Annotated in this window: 16 protein-coding genes; 3 read left to right on the top strand and 13 right to left on the bottom strand. The window is 69.3% G+C overall.

Going from position 1 to position 20395, the window contains the following annotated elements:
• Positions 1 to 12: 12 nt before the first annotated feature.
• From ACYQ4W_RS13460 to ACYQ4W_RS13415, 10 genes are all read right to left on the bottom strand, one after another.
• Positions 13 to 492, bottom strand: a complete 480-nt coding sequence (locus ACYQ4W_RS13460; RefSeq protein WP_459857573.1) for a rubredoxin-like domain-containing protein — start codon at positions 490 to 492, stop codon at positions 13 to 15.
• Positions 493 to 494: 2 nt separating this feature from the next.
• Positions 495 to 899: a response regulator gene (locus tag ACYQ4W_RS13455; RefSeq protein ID WP_459857571.1), complete on the bottom strand. Its 405-nt coding sequence runs from the start codon at positions 897 to 899 to the stop codon at positions 495 to 497.
• Positions 896 to 4336 carry a PAS domain S-box protein gene (locus ACYQ4W_RS13450; protein ID WP_459857569.1) on the bottom strand — a complete coding sequence of 1147 codons (3441 nt, stop codon included), beginning with the start codon at positions 4334 to 4336 and terminating at the stop codon, positions 896 to 898. The genes ACYQ4W_RS13455 and ACYQ4W_RS13450 overlap by 4 nt, the downstream gene beginning before the upstream one ends.
• A gap of 22 nt (positions 4337 to 4358) precedes the next feature.
• Complete coding sequence (locus ACYQ4W_RS13445; RefSeq protein WP_459857566.1) at positions 4359 to 4724, bottom strand: response regulator; 366 nt, start codon at positions 4722 to 4724, stop codon at positions 4359 to 4361.
• A 154-nt stretch (positions 4725 to 4878) separates the two neighbouring features.
• Positions 4879 to 6315 (bottom strand): sigma-54-dependent transcriptional regulator, encoded by a 1437-nt coding sequence (locus ACYQ4W_RS13440; protein ID WP_459857562.1) that lies wholly within the window; start codon positions 6313 to 6315, stop codon positions 4879 to 4881.
• A 288-nt stretch (positions 6316 to 6603) separates the two neighbouring features.
• On the bottom strand, positions 6604 to 7713 hold the full coding sequence (locus tag ACYQ4W_RS13435; RefSeq protein ID WP_459857559.1) for a glycosyltransferase: 1110 nt from the start codon (positions 7711 to 7713) through the stop codon (positions 6604 to 6606).
• The gene (locus ACYQ4W_RS13430) at positions 7698 to 8570 is read right to left on the bottom strand and encodes a class I SAM-dependent methyltransferase (RefSeq protein ID WP_459857557.1); all 873 of its coding nucleotides are present in this window, start codon (positions 8568 to 8570) and stop codon (positions 7698 to 7700) included. The genes ACYQ4W_RS13435 and ACYQ4W_RS13430 overlap by 16 nt, the downstream gene beginning before the upstream one ends.
• The gene (gene asnB / locus ACYQ4W_RS13425; RefSeq protein ID WP_459857555.1) at positions 8567 to 10504 is read right to left on the bottom strand and encodes an asparagine synthase (glutamine-hydrolyzing); all 1938 of its coding nucleotides are present in this window, start codon (positions 10502 to 10504) and stop codon (positions 8567 to 8569) included. Before asnB ends, ACYQ4W_RS13430 begins: the two co-directional genes overlap by 4 nt.
• Positions 10505 to 10713: 209 nt before the next feature.
• Positions 10714 to 11532, bottom strand: a complete 819-nt coding sequence (locus tag ACYQ4W_RS13420; protein WP_459857552.1) for a class I SAM-dependent methyltransferase — start codon at positions 11530 to 11532, stop codon at positions 10714 to 10716.
• Positions 11529 to 13283, bottom strand: coding sequence for a lipid II flippase MurJ (locus tag ACYQ4W_RS13415; RefSeq protein WP_459857550.1), 1755 nt, complete (start codon positions 13281 to 13283; stop codon positions 11529 to 11531). Before ACYQ4W_RS13415 ends, ACYQ4W_RS13420 begins: the two co-directional genes overlap by 4 nt.
• A gap of 181 nt (positions 13284 to 13464) precedes the next feature.
• On the opposite strand from ACYQ4W_RS13415, the gene ACYQ4W_RS13410 reads away from it, so the two are divergent.
• From ACYQ4W_RS13410 to ACYQ4W_RS13400, 3 genes are read left to right on the top strand one after another with little or no spacing between them, the layout of a single operon-like run.
• Positions 13465 to 14211 carry a (Fe-S)-binding protein gene (locus ACYQ4W_RS13410; protein WP_459857548.1) on the top strand — a complete coding sequence of 249 codons (747 nt, stop codon included), beginning with the start codon at positions 13465 to 13467 and terminating at the stop codon, positions 14209 to 14211.
• Positions 14202 to 15599, top strand: coding sequence for a LutB/LldF family L-lactate oxidation iron-sulfur protein (locus ACYQ4W_RS13405; RefSeq protein ID WP_459857546.1), 1398 nt, complete (start codon positions 14202 to 14204; stop codon positions 15597 to 15599). The genes ACYQ4W_RS13410 and ACYQ4W_RS13405 overlap by 10 nt, the downstream gene beginning before the upstream one ends.
• Positions 15599 to 16264, top strand: coding sequence for a LutC/YkgG family protein (locus ACYQ4W_RS13400; protein ID WP_459857544.1), 666 nt, complete (start codon positions 15599 to 15601; stop codon positions 16262 to 16264). Before ACYQ4W_RS13405 ends, ACYQ4W_RS13400 begins: the two co-directional genes overlap by 1 nt.
• A 231-nt stretch (positions 16265 to 16495) precedes the next feature.
• Here the strand turns inward: ACYQ4W_RS13400 and ACYQ4W_RS13395 are convergent, their stop codons facing one another.
• From ACYQ4W_RS13395 to ACYQ4W_RS13385, 3 genes are read right to left on the bottom strand one after another with little or no spacing between them, the layout of a single operon-like run.
• Positions 16496 to 16951, bottom strand: coding sequence for an RrF2 family transcriptional regulator (locus tag ACYQ4W_RS13395; RefSeq protein WP_459857542.1), 456 nt, complete (start codon positions 16949 to 16951; stop codon positions 16496 to 16498).
• Between the two features lie 10 nt (positions 16952 to 16961).
• Positions 16962 to 18791, bottom strand: coding sequence for a homoserine O-acetyltransferase MetX (metX, locus tag ACYQ4W_RS13390; RefSeq protein ID WP_459857539.1), 1830 nt, complete (start codon positions 18789 to 18791; stop codon positions 16962 to 16964).
• Positions 18788 to 20149 (bottom strand): O-acetylhomoserine aminocarboxypropyltransferase/cysteine synthase family protein, encoded by a 1362-nt coding sequence (locus tag ACYQ4W_RS13385; protein WP_459857537.1) that lies wholly within the window; start codon positions 20147 to 20149, stop codon positions 18788 to 18790. The genes metX and ACYQ4W_RS13385 overlap by 4 nt, the downstream gene beginning before the upstream one ends.
• Positions 20150 to 20395: the final 246 nt, after the last annotated feature.

Below are 20395 nucleotides of genomic sequence, written 5' to 3'. Positions count from 1 at the left end.
GCTTCCTCGTCCTCAGGCCTGCACGGGCACGAACTTTTCTGGCAGGGCCTGGCACACCGGGCAGCGTCCGGGGTCGGCCCCGGCATGGATGTGCCCGCAAATGGCGCACACGTAATACGTGGTCTCGCCCTTGACGCTGGCTTCATGCACGGCCAGGTGGCTGGCCAGGGCGCGGGCCATCTGCACCAAAAGCGCGCCTGCGGCGCGGTCGCCCTCGGCCTGGGCCAGCACGGTCCAGGGCAGGGTCTCCACGGCCATTTCACGCGACTCCTGCAAGGCCTCGGCCAGATTTTCGGCCGTGATGCCGATGCGCCCGCGCAGCAAAAGCAGGGCCTTTTTCGCCTGCACCTCCTGCCCCTGGGCCAAGGCCAGAAACAGGGCCTGGGAGGGATCTTTGTCCTGTGCGGCCTTTTGGGCGCGCACGCGGTTTTTCGCTGCCGCTATGGATTGGCGCACAAAGGCGTCGGCCAAGGGTTCTATGTCTGACTGCATGGCTATGGCTCCTGCCTGGGGGGTTGGGAGCACGCGCGCTGGCCAAGGGCTTGGCGCACGGCTTCAAGCATTTCGGCCCGGGTGAAGGGCTTGCGCAACACGGCGCGGGCCCCCAGCCGTCTGGCCGTCTCCAAATAAATGTCCGGGCCGACGCGGCCGCCGCCCGAGACCACAAGGGCCTGCGCCCTGGGTGCCAAATTCCGCAGCTTCAGCAGCACCTCGAACCCGTCCACGCCGGGCATGACCACATCGGTGATGACCAGATCCGGGTCGAGCCGGGCCACCTGCTCCAGCGCCTGCTGGCCGCCGTCGGCGGGGACGACGTGGTAGCCGTCCTGCTCAAGCATGCGACACATCAATTCGCGCACGTCGCCGTCGTCGTCAACCACAAGAATGCATTGGGTCATGCTTCCCCTCCGGTTCTCGGGGCCAGGGCCTGGCGCACGGCCAGGGCCAGCTCGCCCGTGGAAAAAGGCTTGGGCAGAAGGCGGACCGCGCCGAGGGAATCCAGACGGTCCGGGGGGATGGTTCTGCTGAAGCCGGTGATGAGCACAACAGGCAGGTCCGGGCAGGCCGGGCGCAGGCCCTCGGCAAGTTGCAAGCCGGTGAGCCGGGGCATGTTCATGTCGGTGATGACGAGGTCGAAGGCGCGCGGGTCGTCCAGAAGGGTGCGCAGGGCCGCCTCGGGCGAACCCTCCGTGGCCACCCGGTAGCCCAGGGGGGTAAGGGCCTGGCGGCCAAGCTCCAGCATGTCCGGCTCGTCGTCCACAAGCAGAATGCGCTCCTGCCCGCGCAGGTCGCCCGGCAGGGGCTTGCGGGGCTGGTCCTCGCCCCCGGCCTGGGTGGGCAAAAGAATCTGGAAGCGCGCGCCGTGTCCGGGCTCGCCCTCCGCCCACACGGCGCCGCCAAGGCTGGTCACTATGCCGTGGACCACGGCCAGGCCCAGGCCCGTGCCCTCGCCCGGGCCCTTGGTGGTGAAGAACGGATCGAAGATGCGCCCCAGGTGCTCGGGGCTTATGCCGGGCCCCTGGTCCTCCACGAGCAGCGTGATGTACTCGCCCGGCGGCAGCCGGTACCGGGCGGCCAGCTCCGCGGGCAGGGGCGCGGCGCTTGTGCGCACCAGAAGCCGCCCGCCGTTGCCGGCCATGGCCTGGGCCGCGTTGGTGCACAGGTTCATGACGATCTGGTGGATCTGCGAGGGATCGGCCAGGACGACGGCCCCGGCGCAAAGCTCGCTTTGGATGTCGATGTTCTTGGCCAGGGAGGCCTCCAGCAGCTTAAGGGCCTCGGCCACCACGGCGTCGACGCGCAGGTGCCGCAGTTTGTGTTCGCTGCGGCGGCTGAAGGAGAGGATTTGGCGCACCAGCTCGCGGGCGCGCAGACTGGCGCCCAGCACGCGGTCCAGGCAGCCGCGCCCGCGCGACTCCGCCGGCAGGTCGTCCAGGGCCAGTTCGGTGAAGCCCATTATGGACGCCAGCAGGTTGTTGAAGTCGTGGGCGATGCCGCCGGCCAGGGTGCCCAGGGCTTCCATCTTTTGGGCCTGCCAAAGCTGATGCTCAAGCATCCGTTTTTCGGTCACGTCGCGGCACACGGCCACATAGCTCATCAGCCTGTCGGCGCGGCTGCGGATGGACGACACCGTGAACTCCACCTCCGCCGGGGTGCCGCCGGGCCGGGTGAACACGCAGGTGCCCCGCCAGATGCCCTCCTGTCCCTCGCCCTGTATGGCGGAGCTGTGGTGGTCCAGCACGCAGATGTCCAGGTCGAACACGGACTGGCCCTTGAGCAGCGCGCCGGCGCGCGTCAGCCCGGTCATGCGCTCGAAGGAGGGGTTGGCGTACAAGATGGCCCCGGACTCGTCCGCGATGAGCACGCCTTCCGCGGTCTGCTCGATGGCCCGGTGCAGGCGGCGCAGTTCGGCCTCGGCCTGCTTCTGCTCGGTGATGTCGATGCCGTAGGCGATGGTCCCGGTGACGGCGTCGCCCTGGCGCGTCAGGCTGATCTGCCAGGAGACGTGGCGCAGGCGGCCGTCCTTGGTGCGCAGCACGCCCTCGCGCTGGCGGGGCAGCGCCGCGCGCCCGGCCATGAAGTCGCGGTAGAGGGAGGTGGCCGGCCCGGCCAGATGCTCGGGCTGCATGCAGGCGAACCACTCGCGGCCCTGCACCTCCTCACGCTGGAAGCCGGTGATGCGCTCCGCCGCGGCGTTGAACAGGATCACGCGGCCTTCGGTGTCGAGCCCCACCAGAATGGCGTTGGCGCCTTCCACAAGGCTTTCCGCGTAGTCCCGGGCCTGGCGGATGGTCTCCGCGTCGCGGTGGGCCTGGAGCACGCGCCACAGCTCCACCAAAAAGAGCTGCAATTGGCGGGTGTCGTTCTCGTCGTAGGGAGCGCTTTTGTTGGCCACGCAAAAAACGGCCACAACCTCGTCGTCCACCACCATGGGCACGGACATGACCCGCCGCAGGGGCACGTGGTCCGGCGGCAAGCCCTTGCCGCGCTCGCAGGAGGCGTAGTCGTTCTCCACCAAGGGAGCCTTGGTGCGGACGCAATCGGCCCAAAGCCCGGCTTCGGCAACGGGATAGGGTGGTCTTGGCGGCTCCACCAAGAGGGGTTTGCCATGCGCCGACCACTGGGCGTTCTTCAGGTCCACCGAGCCATTCTCGATGAAGACCAAAAACCCCCTCTCGCTGCCGGTCAGGCGCACGCCCTCGTCCAGGGCAAAGCTGGTGAGCCCGGGCGTGTCCGCCGCCTCCATGTGCGTCAGGGTGAACAGGGCCTCCATGCGGTCCTGGGTCAGGCGCAGCTCGGCCAGGGCGTGGTCGCGCGCGTTCAGCGCGGTCAAAAGCTTGCGGTTCATGCGCCAAAGCGAAACATAGCGCCACAACAGCAACGAACCGCCCAAAAGCACGAACAGCCCGCCCACAAGCCACAGGGCCGTGGGCGAAAGCAGCGGCGGCGCGGGCTCCTCGTGCCAGGCCTTATACAGGGAGTGGAACTCCGGCGTGTCGCGGTATTCGCTCAAGGCCGCGTCCAGCCGGGCAAGGATGTCCGGGCGGCCGGGCGTGACCGCGAAGGAGCGGCTGACCTCGAACAACGGTTTTTCGCTGCGCGCAAGCTTGTGCGAAAGCCCCGCGGCGCTGGCCGTGAAGTCCACCAGCGGGCTTTGAAACACCAGCGCGTCCGACTCGCCGGAAACCAGGTCGAACAGGGCCTGCGACAAGGACTGGGACTTCAGCACCACAATGTCCGGGTCCTGGCCCAATATGTCCATAGGAATGCTGGAGGCGAGCACGGAGACCCGTGCGCCCTTCAAGGCCGCCAGGTTCTCGCGCCGGGGGCTGTGGGCGCGGGTGTAGATGTGCACCGGCTGGGTTTCTATGGGGCGGGAAAAGAGAAAATGCTGGCCGCGTTCTTCGCTGACGCCCATGCCGGGCAGCACCTGGGCCACACCCTGGTCCAGCAGGCGGCGGGCCTCCTGCGGATTGGCGGCGACGACGACCCGCACCCGGTAGCCCGCATGGCCCGCCACCTGGCGCAGCACTTCCACGGCGAACCCGGTGGGGGTTCCGTCCGGCGCGGTGAAGTAGAGCGGCGGCAGACTGGCCGGCACCACGGCCACCAGTTCGTCCGCGGCTTGCGGGCCGGGCGTCTTCGTCGCGGCGCGGGCCAGGCCGTGCTGGCACAAGCAGGCCGCCGCCAGCAGAAGCCCGGCCAACAGCCAGGCGCCGGGCGCAAGACTTCCGCGCCGTGGGCAAAAGCCCGCCCGGCTCCACGGCCGGGTCCACGATCGGGTCCACGATCGGGTCCGGCCAAAGCCCTGGCGCATGGCCAAGAGGTGTCGCATGGACGCCGCCTTGTCCGGAGGCCTATTCCAAGGCCCGCTTCACATAATCCTCCAACACCACCCGGTCCACGGGCTTGGGCATGAACCACGTGGCGCCGATGCCCAGCAGACCGGAAATCTCGCTCACGCCGATGAAGGCGGACATGACCACAACAGGCATGTCACGGAAGCGCTCGTCCGCGCGCATGGTGCGGATCAAGGTCGTGCCGTCCATCCCAGGCATCATGATGTCGGTGATGAGCATGGCGAAACGGTTTTCGGCGTTCAAGGCCTCCCAGGCGTGGCGGCCGTTGGGGCTCACCACGGCGCAGTGGCCCATGCGCTCCACGATGGCGGAAACAAAGCGTTGGGAAATGGGATCGTCTTCGGCAATGAGGACTTTGGCCATTATGCTCCCTCCAGTCGGCGGGCGGTCATGACCTTTAGTCCCTTGGGCCCGCGCAACATCGCTTATAATCAAATTCCGTTCCAAACGCCGCAACACTGCACAGAGCAACAACCACGGTCCCTTCGCCCGGCCGGCCCCCCCTGCGGGAGGAAGCTTATTCCGGAATTTCCGGAGTCGCGTCGCCGCCGCGCCGGCCCCGCACCAGGCCGTGCTTGCCCAGCAGCTCATAAAGCCTTGCGGACTTGAGCCCGGAGAGCTCCGAGGCCAAGGCGGCATCCCCGCCGGCAAAGGCCATGAGCGCCACAAAATAGTCCTTCTCCGCCTTTTCCAGAATTCCGGCCCGGTGAACGCGCCAGGGCCGTATGCCGCCAAGGGTGGAAACCAGGGGAACCGGCTCGGCGAACGCGCGCGAGGCCACCCGCCCGCGCATGAGGCGAACGCGCAGCTCCAGCGGCAAATGCTGGGGCAGCAGAACCCGCTCGCCGTGGGCCGAAACAAGGCTCATGTCCACGGTTTGCAGAAACTCGCGCACGTTGCCCGGCCAGTGGTGCGAGAGCAGCAGCTCCAGGTACTCCGGGCTGGGCGTGGGGCTTGCGCTGCCGCTGCGCGTGGCGTGGTTGGCCAGCCGCCAGTCGAGCAGGGCCTGGATGTCGCCGTCGCGCTCGCGCAGGGGCGGCAGCTCCAGGCAAAAGGCGCCCAGCCGGTACAGCAAGTCCTGGCGGAACTCGCCCCGTTCGGCCATGGCCGCCAAATCGCGATTGGTGGCGGCCACCAGGCGGAAGTCGCTTTTGCGCACCTGGCCGCCGCCGACTGGCCGGTAGCTGCGCTCTTGCAGCACGCGCAGAAACTTCGCCTGCACGCCCAGGGGCAGTTCGCCCACCTCGTCCAGAAACAACGTGCCGCCGTCCGCCTGCTCGATGAGCCCGGTCTGCTTGCGGTCCGCGCCGGTGAAGGAGCCGCGCTCGTGGCCGAAGAGCACGCTCTCGGCCAGGGTTCCGGGCAAGGTCGTGCAGTCCACCACGACAAAGGGGCTTTGCGGCCGGCTGCCGCTGGCATGGATGGCCCGGGCGAAGATTTCCTTGCCGGTGCCGGTTTCGCCGGTGATGAACACGTCCACGCCGCTGGCCGCGGCCATGCCCGCCTGCGAAAGGCAGGCCGCCAGGCGCGGGCTTTTGCCCACGATGCCGGAGGTTTCCGGCAGGGCGGGAATGCGGTGCCGGCGCTTCTCCGTCCGGTAGGACAGGGCGCGCAGCATGGGCAGGGTCATGCGGTCCACGGAGGCCGGCTTTTCGATGTAGTCCCAGGCGCCGCAGCGCAGGGCCAGCTCCGCGCCGTCCGGGTCGCCCTGGCCGGTGACGATGATGACCTCCGGCGGGTCCTGGCTGGCGCGCAGTTCTTCCAGCGCCTCTATGCCAGAGCCGTCGGGCAGGCGCACGTCAAGATACACCACGTCCACATCCTGCCCGGCAAGGGCGCGGCGGGCCTGGGCCAGGCTTCCGGCCCCAACGGCCGTGTGGCCGTGCCGCTCGACCGAGGTGCAGAGCAGCTCGCGGAACAGATCGTCGTCATCCACCACAAGCACGGTGGCCATGGTCTTTTTCCCCCTGTCCCGAATTCTGATAAAACCAGAACGATTCTGGTTTAAGCATACTGCAAGGGCATTTTTTTGACCAGCCCAAAGCGGCAAAAACGACCCATTTTTCCGTAATTAGCCAGAATGGTTATGCTTGACTTGTTTGGTACGGATATTGTTTAAATCGCACCGTGCGCCGGGCGGCAACGTTCCCGGCGGCCGCGTCGGTTGGACCGACGTGTCTGCCGGGCAGGTGGGGGGCCTGCCCGGCTCTTTTTTTGTCCTCGCCCCAGCCTACGAAAATCCTCACAATTCCCGCAGCAAAGCTTCCGTGGCCGCCACCATGCGCGCGGCGGAAAACTCCGTCACGATGCGTTGGCGGCAGGACTCGCCCGTGGCGTCGCCCTCCTGCGCCGTGCGCGCAAGCAAGGCCGCAAGCCCATCGGCCAGTCCTTCGGCATCGCCCGGCCGCGCCACAACGCCTGTTCCGCCCAGCACCAGCGCCGCATCGCCCACGTCCGTGGCCACACAGGGCACGCCGCAGGCCATGGCCTCGCCAAGCACGTTGGGGAAGCCCTCGCCCGACGCCGAGCTGAGGCAGACGCAATCAAGGGCGTTGTAGACCGCAGCCATGTCCGTCTGCTCGCCAGCCCACGCCAGCCGCCCGGCAAGCCCCAGGGACTCGGCCTTGCCCCGCAGCGCGTCGGCGTAGGCGGCCGGGCCAGCGCCGACGCACACGAAGCGCGCCTCGGGCCGCTGCATTGCCAGCCGGGTCGCGGCCTCCAAAAACACGCCATGGTCCTTCATGGGATCAAGCCGGGCCACGAGCCCGATGAGCCGATGTCCTTCGCTCGCGCCCCAGGCCTTGCGCAGCGCAGCGCCCAAGGTTTTGTCCGGGCGGTAGCGCTCCGTGTCGATGCCGTTTGGCACCACCACCGCGCGCGCGGCGGCAAAGCCGCGCCCCAGGCAGTGGCGCAGCCCGGCGCGGGAGTTGGCGATGACGAGCCCGGCGCGGCGGGAGAGCCGGGCCTCCAGCGCCAGCAGCAGCCTTGCTGCGGGATCAAGCCCGGCCACGTTTGTGGCGCGCACGCCCAGCGCAAGCCGCACGGCAGGAAAGAACGGCGCCAGCAGCCCGCCAAGCACGCAGCAACTGGGCAGAAAGGCGTAATGGACCTGCGGGGCCGCGCGCCGCAGCAGCCCGGCAAGGGCCAGGGCCACGCGGGGGCTGTCCCAGCGCGAGGTCTTGTTCAGCTCCACCAGACGGGCCTGGCCAAGGGACGCGGCAAGGGAGCCGCCCCGGCCAAGGGTCACGGCCAGCACCTCGTGCCCGCGCGCCGCCAGCCCGGAGGCCAGCGCCGCGAACTGACGCTCGGCCCCGCCCGCGGCCAGGCTGGGTATGCTCAGCAGTATGCGCATGGCTCCGGTCCCTGGGGCTCGGTGGGGCCAACGCGCTCGAACACGAACTCGTTGCAGCCGGACTTGCCGCCCACGGTGCGCAGGGTGCGCAGCGCAAACCCGCGCGCCCGGCAAAAGTCGAACACCTGTTCCGGCGTGCTCGTCTCAAAGGGCCAGCCGCCCACCCAGTCCCGCACGTCGTGCCAAAAGTTCATGCCGCGTGGCAGGCCGGCGGTTTTGTGCCGGGCCAGGGGATTGCGCCCGCGCAGCGCATCGGCCAGGGCCAGGGCCGCGCCCACGCCCAGGGCGTATGCCGGGGCGATGAGCCAGTCTCCGGCCCGGGGCCAGCGGCAGGCCATGCGCTTCATGGTCCGGTGCAAGGGCGTGAAGAACGGCTGATGGTTGTACAGGGCCACGGCCAAGAGCCCGCCCGGAGCCACCAGCCGGGCCGCGTTGTCCACAGCCGCCCACTGGTCGCCGGTATGGTGCAGCACGCCCCAGGAGTAGACCACGTCGAACGTGCCCAGCTCCGCCAAGAACGCCCTGTCCAGCACCGAGCCGCGCAGCACGGTCCATTCCGCATCGCCGGGGCGGAAGGTCTGGCGCAGGCCCTCGGTGCAGGCCACGCTGTCCGGGTCATAGTCGCAAGAAACCACAACAGCCCCCAACGACCGCGCCGCCAGGGAGAACAACCCGGAGCCGGAGCCCATGTCCAGCAGGCGCAGGCCGCAGAGGTCGTCGCGTCCCAGCAGCCCGCGCAGCGATTCCACGGCCTGCCGCAGGCGCTCCGGGTTCAGCCGGGACAGAAAGGCCCGCCAGTTGGCCCCGAAGCCAAAGCGCTCCCCGGCCCGCAGCTCGTCGTCCCAGGAGGGCGTCATGGCGCGGCCTCGCCGGTCGCGGAGACCTCGGCCTCATGCCCCAGCCAGGCCTGGAACATGAGCACGTCCCACAGGCAGTGGCACCAGTTGTCCTCGCCCGCCAGATACTCGCGCCACATGCGCGCCACGAAGTCCGCATCGAGAATGCCCTGCCTGCGCAAGGCCGCGGGAGAGAGCAAGTCCGCCGCCCAGGGCTTGAGCCCGCCCCGGAGCCATGCGGCCAGGGGCACGCCGAAGCCCATCTTGGGCCTGTCCACAAGGACCGTGGGCACGTGGCGGTAAAGCACCCGGCGCAGCAGCCATTTGCTTTGCCCCTGGCGCACCTTGAGGTGCATGGGCGTGCGCGCGGCATACTCCACCACGCGGTGGTCCAAAAGCGGCGTGCGCGCTTCCAGGCCAACGGCCATGCTGGCGCGGTCCACCTTGGTCAGGATGTCGTCGGGCAGGTAGTTCAAAATGTCCGCAAGGCTCATCCAGGCGCGGCGGGCGTCCGGCGTGTCGCCCAGGGGGCGCAGCAGCGCGGCGGCGTAGCCCGGCTCGCGCGCGCCCGGCACCAGCGCGCCCGGATCCTTCACGTGCGAGACGAAGTGCCGGTACAAGGCCTCGAAGCCGTCCACGCCCAGGGCGTCGAGCCGCCAGCGCAGCTTGTGCCCGCGCGGCAGCAGGCCCCACAGGGCCTTGGGCGGCAGGCGCAGCAGGGCGTATGCGGCGCGGCGCAAGGGCCCGGGCACGGCGGAAAGCAGCCGGTGCGCCCGCAGGCTCCAGGGATAGCGCTCGTAACCGGAGAACAGCTCGTCGCCGCCGTCGCCGGAAAGGGCCACGGTGACGTGCTCCCGCGTCAGCCGGCAAAGAATGGCCGTGGGAATCTGCGAGGAATCGGCAAAGGGCTCGTCCCACAGGCGCGGCATGTCCGGCACCATGCCCAGCATGTCGCTTGCGGTCACGATCAGCTCCGTGTGCGCGCAGCCCAGGTGCCGGGCCACGGCGCGGGCATGGGGCGCCTCGTTGAAGGCCGCCTCCGCAAAGCCGATGGAAAAGGTGCGCACCGGTTGTGCGCTCTGCTTCTGCATCAGCGCGGCCACCAGGCTGGAGTCCACCCCGCCGGACAGGAACGCGCCAAGGGGCACGTCGGCCAGCATGCGCAGGCCCACGGCGTCGGTGAGCAATCGCTCCAGGGCGTCCGTGGCCTCGCCCTCGTCGGCGGTGTACGGCTCGGCAAAGCCCTGCCGCCAGACGGCCTCGGCGTCCCAATAGCGCGTGCGCGTTTCGCCGCCGGGGCCAAAGGCGACGATCTCGCCCGGCAGTATTTTTTGCGCCTGGGCGTAAATGCTGTGCGGGGCCGGAATGTAGTTGTGCCGGAAAAACAGGGCCAGGGCGTCGCGGTCCAGGCCCGCGTCGAAGCCGGGGTGCCGCCGCAGGGCCTTGAGCTCCGATCCGAACAGGACGCCGCCGCCATTGCCGCCGCTTGCGCCGCTGTTGAAGCGGCCAAAATACAGGGGCTTGACGCCCAGGCGGTCGCGCGCCAGCGCGAGGCTGCGCTCCCTGCGGTCCCACAAGGCCAGGGCGAACATGCCCACGCAGCGCGAAAGCGCGCGCGCAAGCCCCCACTGCTCAATGGCCGCGAGCAGCACCTCCGTGTCCGAGCCGCCCCGGAAGGTGTGGCCGAGGGGGGCCAGTTCCTGGCGCAGGCGGGCGAAGTTGAACACCTCTCCGTTGTAGGAAAGCACGAAGCGGCCGGAGGCGGAGACCATGGGCTGGCGTCCCAGGGGCGAGAGGTCGAGGATGGACAGCCGCCGGTGCCCCAGGCCGATGCCCGCCTCCGCGTCGGTCCACAGGCCGGCGTCGTCCGGGCCGCGATGAGCCAGGGAGGCGTTCATGGCCGCCAGGGGCGAGAGGTCGCCGCCGGGCGCGTATATTCCGCAAATGCCGCACATGCCCCGCGTCTCCTGCTGGTTATTCGCCCCGGGCCGGGCGCTTTGGAGTCTCACACAGGACGGGCGCGTTCTCAAGGCCGAAACGCGCGCCGGCCGTCATGCCCCGGCCCATCGTTCCTGGTCGTATCGTCCCGACCCATTGCCCAAATCCCATCATGCCTGGCCGCATCATCCGAGGTTCATTGTCCGGGCCCCATTGCCGCCCGCGCCTAACCGGCCTTGCGCGCCACGCAATACGCCACAGGGGAGGTCAGGCCGTTGGGCAGTTCGTCCTTGCACAGCCGCTCCAGCAGCCACACGCCCATGGACGAGCCGGCCAGCAGCCAGGTGAGCAGCCGGTGGCCCACGGGCCGCGAAGCCCAGCGGGAAAGGTTGACCACGCCAAGGTTCAGGGTGCCCAGGTGTCCCCAGGCCAGGGGCTTCAGCCCGCTTTCGCGATGGGCGCGGGCAAGGTCCTCGGGCGTCAGCGGCACATGCAGATCAAAGGTGCGCTTGTCCGCCACGCGTTGCAGCAGACCGGTGAGCCCGCGCATGTTCGGCGCCAGGGTCAGCACCAGCCCGCCCGGCTTGGCCAGCCAGGCCAGGCGCTCCACCACGCCGCGCGTGGGGCTGAAGTGCTCCACCAGGCCCTGGCTGAACACCACATCCGCAGAGCCTTGCAGCTCCGGCGGCAGGGCGAAGAGATCGGCCCGCAGGATGCTCCCGGCGACCCCGGCCTTTTGCAGCACGGCCTTGGCCAGGCCGCAGCCCTGCTCGGAATAGTCCAGGCCCATGACGCGGTAGCCGAAGCGCCGGGCGAACACCGGCAGCCAGGCCGAAGCCCCGCAGCCCGCCTCAAGAAAGATCTGGCCCGGCCGCGCCTGGGGCAGATGCTCCTGGAAGAACCGGCCCAGGCGCAGGTTCACGTGGTTGCGCAGGCTGGCGTCGTCCAGGTCCACCGGCTCCGGGGCCTCGCGCAGCCACACGTCCCGCCAATAGTCCGCACCGGCCTTGTCGTGCGTCGCGTTGCGCTCCGGCTCGCGCTTCATGCCGCGCCTCCACCTTGCCGCGCCCGGAACTGGCGGCGCAGGGCCAAAAGGGAAATACCCGCGCAGAGCGCGAACATGAGCGTTGAGGACACGGCGATGCCCGCCACGCCCATGACCCGGCTCAGGCCATAGCTGGTGCAGGCGTTGACCGCCACCAGCCCGGCCTGGAGCAGCAGCAGGAAGCGGAAGCGCGCCAAGGCCTGGAGCATGCGCTGGGTGACGATGCACAGCAGGTAGAACGGCAGCTGCGCGAAGTAGCAGGCCTGCACCACGGACACGAGCCCGGCCGCCTGGGCGTCGAAGCGCCCGCGCTGGAACAGCAGCGCCACAAGCAGCGGCGAGGCCAAGGCTCCGGCCACGGCCAGGGGCGCGCACACCAGCAGCAAACGCTTGACCACGCCGCGGCTGGCGCGGGCCAGCTCCCCGGCCGGAGCGCGGTGCGCCAGGCTGGTGAAGTAGGGCAGCAGCACGGTGGAGAGCGTCAGCCCCAGCAGGGTGACGAAGCCCGAGGGCAGCTTCCAGGCGTAGCTCAAGGTCGAAACCGCGCCTTCGCCCAGGGTGGAGGCGATGGCGTTGTCGATGAACGAGGACAGGGCCAGGGTGCTTGCGCCCAGGGCCAGCAGGGACCAGTCGCGCAGCAGGGGCCGCAGCGGGGCGGGCGGCGGCTGCGAGGACGGCAACAGGGAAATGGCCGCAGGCGTCACGCGGCGGCCTGCGACAGCGCATGGCGGGCTGTCCGGCAAAGCATCGGCCCCGCCGGAGAAATCTGCCGCTTCAGAAGCATGCAGCAGGCCTGGCGCGCCGCCATCTTTTGCAGCGGCGCAGTGGCCGAGGCCGTGGTCAACGCGGTGTCCGAGGCCGTGCCCGTCGCTGTGGCTGTCGCTATGGTCGATGCTGTGGTCGAGGCTGTTTTCGTCGCAGCACCCGGCCGCGCCAGGACGCTCCGGCCTTTGCTCCGCTGACGCCGTCGCGTTGCCGGGCACGCCGCAGCTGCCTCCGAACCAGGCCCGGCGCAGCAACGCCAACAGCATGCAGAACTCCAGCGCCGCGCCCGCGTCCACGCCCGCCACCAGGGCGTTGACGCCCAAAGCGCCGTGCGCCAGGGCGATGACCAGGACGGTCGTCAATAAGCTCAGAGTGGCGGCCAGTGCCGGACCCTTGAACCCGCCGCGGTAGTTCACGCTGGCCGCCAGAGTCTGCGACAGGCTGCCCAGCACGAACACGGGCAGCAGCGCGGTCTGCATGGCCTTGACCAGGGCCAGGCGCTCCGGCTCCAGGGACGGGGCCAGCACGCGCAGGGCCTGCACCGGCAGCAGGGCCAGAACCAGAGCCGTGGCGAGCACCAGCAGCGCCTGGGCCAGCAGTGCGCGCCCGAGCAGGCGTCGCGCAGGGCCGTGGTCCACGCGCCGCGTCTGCGCATCATGCTGTTTCACGTTTTGTTTCGCCGCGTCAGAATCCAGGCCCTGCGGTTGGCTACCCGCCACACTCTCGCGAGCCGAGCTCTTGCCCAGGGCCGGAATGAGCGCCGAGGCGAAGGAGGCCCCGAACATGTTCACTAAAAGCGAAGGGAGGAGAAAGGCCAGCACGTAGGCGTCAAGCAGCCCGCCCACGCCGAAGAGCGCGGCCACGAGCATCTCCTTGCCCAGGGCCACGGCCCGGCCCGCGCCGCTGAACAGGAACACGGTCAGGGTGTCGCGCGCAAGGCGCGAGGCGAACTCCGCGCGCAGCGTGCGCACAAATCCGCGGCTCACGGCAGCTCCGTGCGGGCAAGGGCGCGGCCCGCGCCGCGCACGACGAAAAGATGCGTCCGCGTGCTCATGCCATGTGGTACGGGAATTCCACCAGGACTTCAACGCCGGCCAGGCTCGGCAGGCCGGGCAAAGCCGCGGCCGCACCCTTGCCAGCCGCCGCGACCGGGCGTAAGGCCTGCCCATGCGAGCACATCTGTTCATCCCCTGTCTGGTGGAGGACTGCCACCCCGAGGCCGCCGAGGCCGTGGTGGAGGTTCTCGAACACCTGAATGTCGAGGCGCATCATCCCGCGGGCCAAACCTGCTGCGGCCAGCTGGCCTACAAGACCGGCGACCTCAAGAACGCGCGCGCCCTTGCGCTGCGGTATCTGGACATCTTCGCGGAGCCCGGCCCGGTGGTCTGCCCGTCCGGCTCCTGCGTCAAGATGGTCCGCACCTATCCGGCGCTTTTCGCCCCCGGCACAAGCGAGCACGCCCGCGCCCTGGACCTGGCCGCGCGGACCTTCGAGTTCTGCGAATTCGTCGTGGGCCTGCCCGGCGCGGACAAGCTCGGCGCGCACCTCAAGACCCGCGCCTGCTATCACGGGTCGTGCCAGTTGCAGGGCCAGACGCAGAATGGCGCCGAGGCCCCGCGCACGCTGCTGCGCGCCGTGCGCGGCCTGACCCTTGTGGAGGCCGAGCGGGCCGACCGCTGCTGCGGCTTCGGCGGCATCTTCAGCCTACAGTTCACCTCCGTCTCAGAGGCGCTGGTGGAGGACAAGTGCCGCGAGATTCTGGCCCTGGAGCCGGAGATCCTGGTCAGCGCCGAGCCCAGCTGCCTCATGAACATCAGCGGCCACCTGGCGCGGCTGGGCAAGCCCCTGCCCGCCCTGCACGTGGCTCAGGTGCTCGCGGCCGGACTGAAGAAGGAGACCCCGCCGTGGAAGTGAACACCAAGAATTTTCGACCCTTGAGCGCGCGCGCCTGCCGCGACGCCAACCTGCGCGCCGTGCTGGACCACGCCACCCGGCACTTCCAGAACATCCGCAAGGCCTCCATGGATGTTTTCGCCGGGCGCGAGGACCACTTCGCCAGGGCCAGGGCCGCGCGCCTCACCGCCCTTTCGCGCCTGCCGGACCTGCTGGAGGAGCTGGAGAAAAACGCCACCGCCGCCGGAACGACCGTCCATTGGGCGAAGGACGCGGCCGAGGCCCGCGCCATCATCACGAACATCGCCAAAGAGGCGGGGGCCCGGGTCATCGTCAAGGGCAAGAGCATGATCACCGAGGAGATCGGCCTGAACCCCGCCCTGGAGGCCGCCGGCGCCGAGGTGTGGGAGACCGACCTGGGCGAGTTCATCGTGCAATTGGCGGAGGAGCCGCCCTCGCACATCATCGCGCCCGCGCTGCACAAGTCCCGGCAAGACGTGGTGAAGCTCTTCGCCGAGAAGCTGAACCTGCACGGCGAGAGCATTCCCGAACTGACCATGCTGGCCCGCCAGGCCCTGCGCGAAAAATTCCTGGCCGCGGACATGGGCATAACCGGCGCCAACATGGCCGTGGCCGCAACAGGCAGCGTCGTGCTGGTGGAGAACGAGGGCAACATCCGCATGAGCACCACCTGCCCGCGCGTGCATGTAGCCGTCATGAGTCTGGAAAAGGTCGTGGCCGACATGGACGCCGTGGCCGACGTGCTGCGCGTGCTGCCCAGAAGCACCACGGGCCAGAAGATGTCCTCCTACGTGTCCGTGCTCACCGGGCCGCGCCAGCCGGGCGAGACCGACGGCGCACAGGAGACGCACCTGGTGATTCTGGACAACGGCCGTTCCAAGATTTTGGCCGACCCCGTGCTGCGCGAGGCTCTGGCCTGCATCCGCTGCGGGGCCTGCCTCAACGTCTGCCCGGTCTATCAGACCATCGGCGGGCACGCCTACGGCTGGATCTACCCCGGCCCCATCGGCACGCTGCTGTCCTCGCTGCTTTTGCCCCACACGGAAACGCGCGACCTGCCCTTCGGCTGCACCTTGTGCGGCGCGTGCAAGCGCACCTGCCCGCTGTCCATTGACCACCCGAAGCTGATGATGGCCCTGCGCGAACGCGTGGCCGCCAGAAAGACGAACCATATGGGCGCGGCGCACGCGCTGCTGGCCCGGCACCCCCTGGCCTACCGCTTCGCCGTGGGCGCCGCGCGCGCCGTGGACCCCCAGCTGGACCTTCTGCCCCGCCTGCCCGGACTGCCCGGCCTTTCGGAGTTCGTGGACTCGCGCCATCCGCCGGAGCTGAAGAAATCCTTCACCGCCCGCCGCCGCAAGGCCCAGGCCAAAAAGGAGCGTTCCTGATGACCGCCGCCGCCAGCAACAACGCCCGCGCAGCCATCCTCGCCACCCTGCGCCAAGGCTTGTCCGACGCGCCCTTCAGCGTGCCCGCACCGCCTGCCCGGCCCGCCTCGGTCCCTGTCGGCGCGGACGCCTGGGAACGGCTGGCCGCCGTGCTGGAGCCCCTGGGCGTGCGCCTGCGCCTGGCGGGCACCCGCGCCGAGGCCTGCGAACACGCGGCCGACATCGCCCGCGAACGCCAGGCCCGCACCTACGTCCGCTGGGACGCGGCCCTCGACGGCCTCGGCCTGGACGAAGCCCTGAGCGGATTGACCCGCGTGGCGCCAGGCCCCTGCAAGGACCTGGGCCAGGTGGACCTGGGGCTCGCCCTGGCCCACGGCGCCCTCCTGGAATCGGGCAGCATGGTCCTTGTGGCCGCGCCCGGCCGCCCCCGCGCGGCTTCGCTGCTGCCGCCCGCAAGCGTCATCCTGGTGCCCAAGGCCGCGCTGCTGCCCGATGTCTCGCAGGTGCCGGCGCTGTTTGCCCGGCATGGCGCGGACGGACAGCTTCCCTCCTGCCTGAACCTCGTCACCGGCCCCTCCAGCACGGCGGACATCGAGCTGGTGCTCGTGCGCGGCGTGCACGGCCCCGGCACCCTGGACATCATCGGCCTGGACTGGGACGAATAGCCTTTCCGCCCCCGCAAACCAAAGCGCCCCTGCCCACGTTGATGGACAGGGGCGCTTTGGCGTTGGCGCTTGTTGCGGCCGCCCGCAGGCTGCGCCGGGCAGGCAATCCAAGCTCCGCCATGAAGCCGCATCAGGCCTGGCAGCCAGACCGGGCAGTCGAGACTGCCAGATCAAGTAGCCAGGGCAGGTGCCAGCGCCGGCTGGCGACCCCGGCTCGGCCGCGAGGACGCATCAGGCCTGGCGTGGCTGCCCGTCCGGAAAGAAGCGCCGCTCCCGCGCCACAAGCTCGCTCAAGGTTATGGAGTTGTAGACGCCCTCCAGCGCGGCGCGGGCTTCGTCCCAAACGCTTTGGAACACGCAGCAGCCCTTGAGCGGACACGGCTGCGGCGACTTTTCCCGGCAGTCCACCGGCGTCATGGGGCCGTTGTAGAAGCTCACTATCTGCCCCACGGTGACCTCGCTGCCGGGCCGGGCCAAGAAAAAACCGCCGGCCTTGCCCCGCCGCGAGTCCACGAACCCGGCCTGGCGCAGCTCCAATAAGATGCCGTCCAAAAAGCGCTTGGGAATGGCCTGGGACCGGGCGATCTCGCCGGAGGCCAGCACAGGGTCGTCAGGGTTCAGCTCGGCCTTGCGGGCCAGCTCGAACAGGGCGCGCAGGGCGTACTGACAACGTTGGGTGAGCTGCATGGCGGGCCTCCTAGCCTTTTCCTGAAGCGGCACGCTGGAGCAGGCAGATGGCCATGTCCGCGCGGGTGTTGTAGTCCGCGTTCACCTGCTCGCCCGTGGCCGTGTCCACGGCGATGCGCTGCAGCACCACGATGCCGAGGTCGCGGCACAGGGCCTCGAAGTCCTTGATGCTGAAGAAGCGTATGGACGGCGAGGACCACCAGGGGAAGGGCAGGCCCTCGGTCACCGGCGAGGTGCCCTGCTCCGCCAGTTGGCGCACGGCCTCGGCATAGGCGAAGTTGGGGAAGCTGACGACGCCGGTCTTGCCCACGCGCAGCATCTCCTTGAGCACAAGATCCGGCCGGCGCATGGCCTGCAGGGTCTGGCTCAGCACCACCACGTCGAATTGGCCGTCGGCGAAAACGCCCAGGCCCTTGTCCAGGTCGCGCTGCACCACGCGCAAGCCCTGCGCAACGCAGTCCACAATGGACTGCGGGTGCAGCTCCAGGCCGAGCAGCGTTCCGCTGCCGCGCCGCCGCAGCTGCGAAAGCAGCTGCCCCGAGCCGCAGCCCAGGTCCAGCACGCTCGCCCCCGGGGCCACAAGCTCGGAGATCCGCGCCAGGTCAAGACGGTTGTGGAAGAAGATGCTGCGGACGTTGGTCTCCTGGGCGCAGGCCGTTGCCCCAGCGGCCTGGTCCGGGGCGCAGCCGCTGCCGCCGTTGTCCAAAAAGCCCTTGATGAGCGGGCCGTACACCGGCAAGTCGTTTTCCAGCAGGAAGGCGTCGTGGCCGCAGTCGCTGTCCACCTCAAGGGCGCTCACGTCCTTGCCCGCGGCCATGAGGGCGTCGACCATGCTGCGGCTGTGCGCCGGGGGGAACAGCCAGTCCGTGCGGAAGCTGGCCACCAGCACGCGGCTTTCGATGCGCGCGAGGGCGGCCTCCAGGCTGTCGTAGTCGCGCCCGAGGTTGAACTGGTCCATGGCCAGGGAGAGCGCAACATAGCTGTTGGCGTCGAAGCGCTCCACAAAGCGCCCGCCCTGGTAGGCGAGGTAGGAGCCCACGCTGAACTCCTTCTCGTAGGCGTAGGCCACGTCGCGCGGGTGCTCGCGGTCCGGGTCGAACTTGCGCGACATGGTGCGGTCGGACAGGTACGTCACGTGCCCGATCATGCGCGCAATGGCCAGGCCGTCGTCGGGCTTGCGGTCCTGATCGTAGTATTGCCCGTTGTTGTAGTTGGGGTCCTTGAAGATGGCGTTGCGGCCCACGATGTCGAAGGCCAGGGCCTGGCTGGAGAGCCGGTGCGTGGTGGCCAAAAGCACGGCCGAACCCACGCGCTCCGGGTGCCGCACGGCCCAGGTGAGCGCCATCATGCCGCCCATGGACCCGCCGATGACGGCGTACAACTTGGCCACGCCCAAATGGTCGAGCAGACGCCGCTGCACCTCCACCATGTCCTCGATGGCGATGCGCGGGAAGTCGCCACCATAGGGGCGGCCCGTCTGCGGATCAAGGCTGGCCGGTCCGGTGGTGCCCCGGCAGCCGCCCAGCACGTTGGCGCAGATGACGAAGTGGCGGTCCGTGTCCACGGCCTTGCCCGGACCGACGACGATGTCCCACCAGCCCGGCGCGTCGTCTTCATCGTGCCGCGCCACGTGCGAATCGCCCGAGAGGGCGTGGCAGACATACACCGCGTTGTCGCGCGCGGCGTTGAGCTCTCCGTAGGTCTCGTAGCAGACCGTGACCTCGGGCAGCACGCCGCCCAGGCGCAGGCGCAACGGCCCGGCAAGGGTCACGCTCTTGGCGTGGGGCAGGTCGCCCGCGCCCCTGGCGGCGTCGCTGGAGCCGAAGTCCGGGTCGCTCACCGGGCCTCCTTGCCTGCGTTGCCGCACGCGCCGCCGCAATCCACGGCCTTGCGCAGGGCCTGGTCCAAGTCGGCCAGAATGTCCTCCAGATCCTCCAGGCCAACGCTCAGGCGGATGAACTCCGGCGTGACCCCGGCGGCCAGCTGCTCCTCTGCGGACAGCTGCTGGTGGGTGGTGGTGGCGGGCTGGATGACCAGGGTCTTGGCGTCGCCGATGTTCGCCAGGTGCTTGGCCAGGCGCACGTTGTCGATGAAGATGCGGCCGGACTCCTTGCCGCCCCCGGGCCCTGACGATTTGAAGCCGAAGCCCATGATGGCCCCGGCGCCCTTGGGCAGGTACTTTTGCGCGTTGGCGTGGTCCGGGTGTCCGGGCAGGCCGGGATAGTTCACCCAGGCCACGGCCGGGTGCGCCGAAAGCCACTTGGCCACGGCCAGGGCGTTTTCGCAGTGGCGGGGCATGCGCAGGTGCAGGGTCTCCAGTCCCAGCAGGAACAGGAAGGCCGCGAAGGGGCTCATGCAGGCGCCGGTGTCGCGCAGGTGGTGGGTGCGCATGTGGACGATGTAGGCCAGGTTGCCCAGGGGCTTGAGGGCCTCCGTGAACACCAGGCCGTGGTAGGAGGGGTCCGGCGCGGCGAAGTCCGGCCAGCGCGCGGGGTCCGCCGCCCAGTCGAAGGTGCCCAGATCCACGACCGCGCCGCCCACATGCACGCCGTGCCCGCCGATGAACTTGGTGGTGGAGTAGACAACGATGTCCACGCCGTGCTCCACGGGCCGGAGCAGCATGGGCGTGGTCACGGTGTTGTCCATGATGACCGGGATGCCGAGCTTGTGCGCGGCCTCGGTGATGGCGCGGAAGTCGGGCACGTCGTTCTTCGGGTTGCCCACGCTTTCCAGGTAGACGCAGCGGGTGTTGCCGTCCGCCAGGGCGGCTATCTGCTCCGGCTTCGAGGTATCGAAGAACCGCGCCTCGATGCCGTATTTCTTGAAGGTTTGGCCGAACAGGGTCGTGGTGCCGCCGTACAGGCTCTTGGAGGTCAGGAAATTCTGCCCCGCATGGGTCAGGGTGAGCACCGCGGCGCTGATGGCCGCCTGCCCGCTGGCGAAGCACAGCGCGCCAACGCCGCCTTCCAGCGCCGCCAGGCGTTTTTCCAGCACGTCCGTGGTGGGGTTGGTCAAGCGGGAGTAAATGTTGCCCGGCTCTTTGAGGGCGAAGAGATCGGCGGCATGCTCCGTGCTGGTGAAGTTGTACGACGCCGTGGCGTAAATGGGCACAGCGCAGGCATGGGTGGCGGAATCGTCGCCCTGTCCGGCGTGCAGCGCCAATGTCCCAAGCCCCTTGATTTTCAGCTGTTCTGCCATCTCAATACTCCTTTGGTTCGCGCACATAAACACTACCAATTTGATGCATTTATTCCCGCCGGCAGCGTCTGTCAACGCGAATTATTCCTGCTCCGCGCACAGGGCGGGCAGCGTCCGCACATGCCACGCCCTGCCGCGGCAAGAAGGGTCCAAGGCCTGAGCCGAAGCGAGGGAGGGCGGATGCCTTCTTGCGGCCAAGCGCGCCGGCAAACAGCAGGGCGCAGCCTCGGCCACTCCCAACGCCAG

The sequence above is a fragment of the Humidesulfovibrio idahonensis genome (assembly GCF_054657715.1).
The sequence above is the reverse complement of the archived record's forward strand: the minus strand, read 5'-3'. Positions and strand labels throughout refer to the sequence as shown.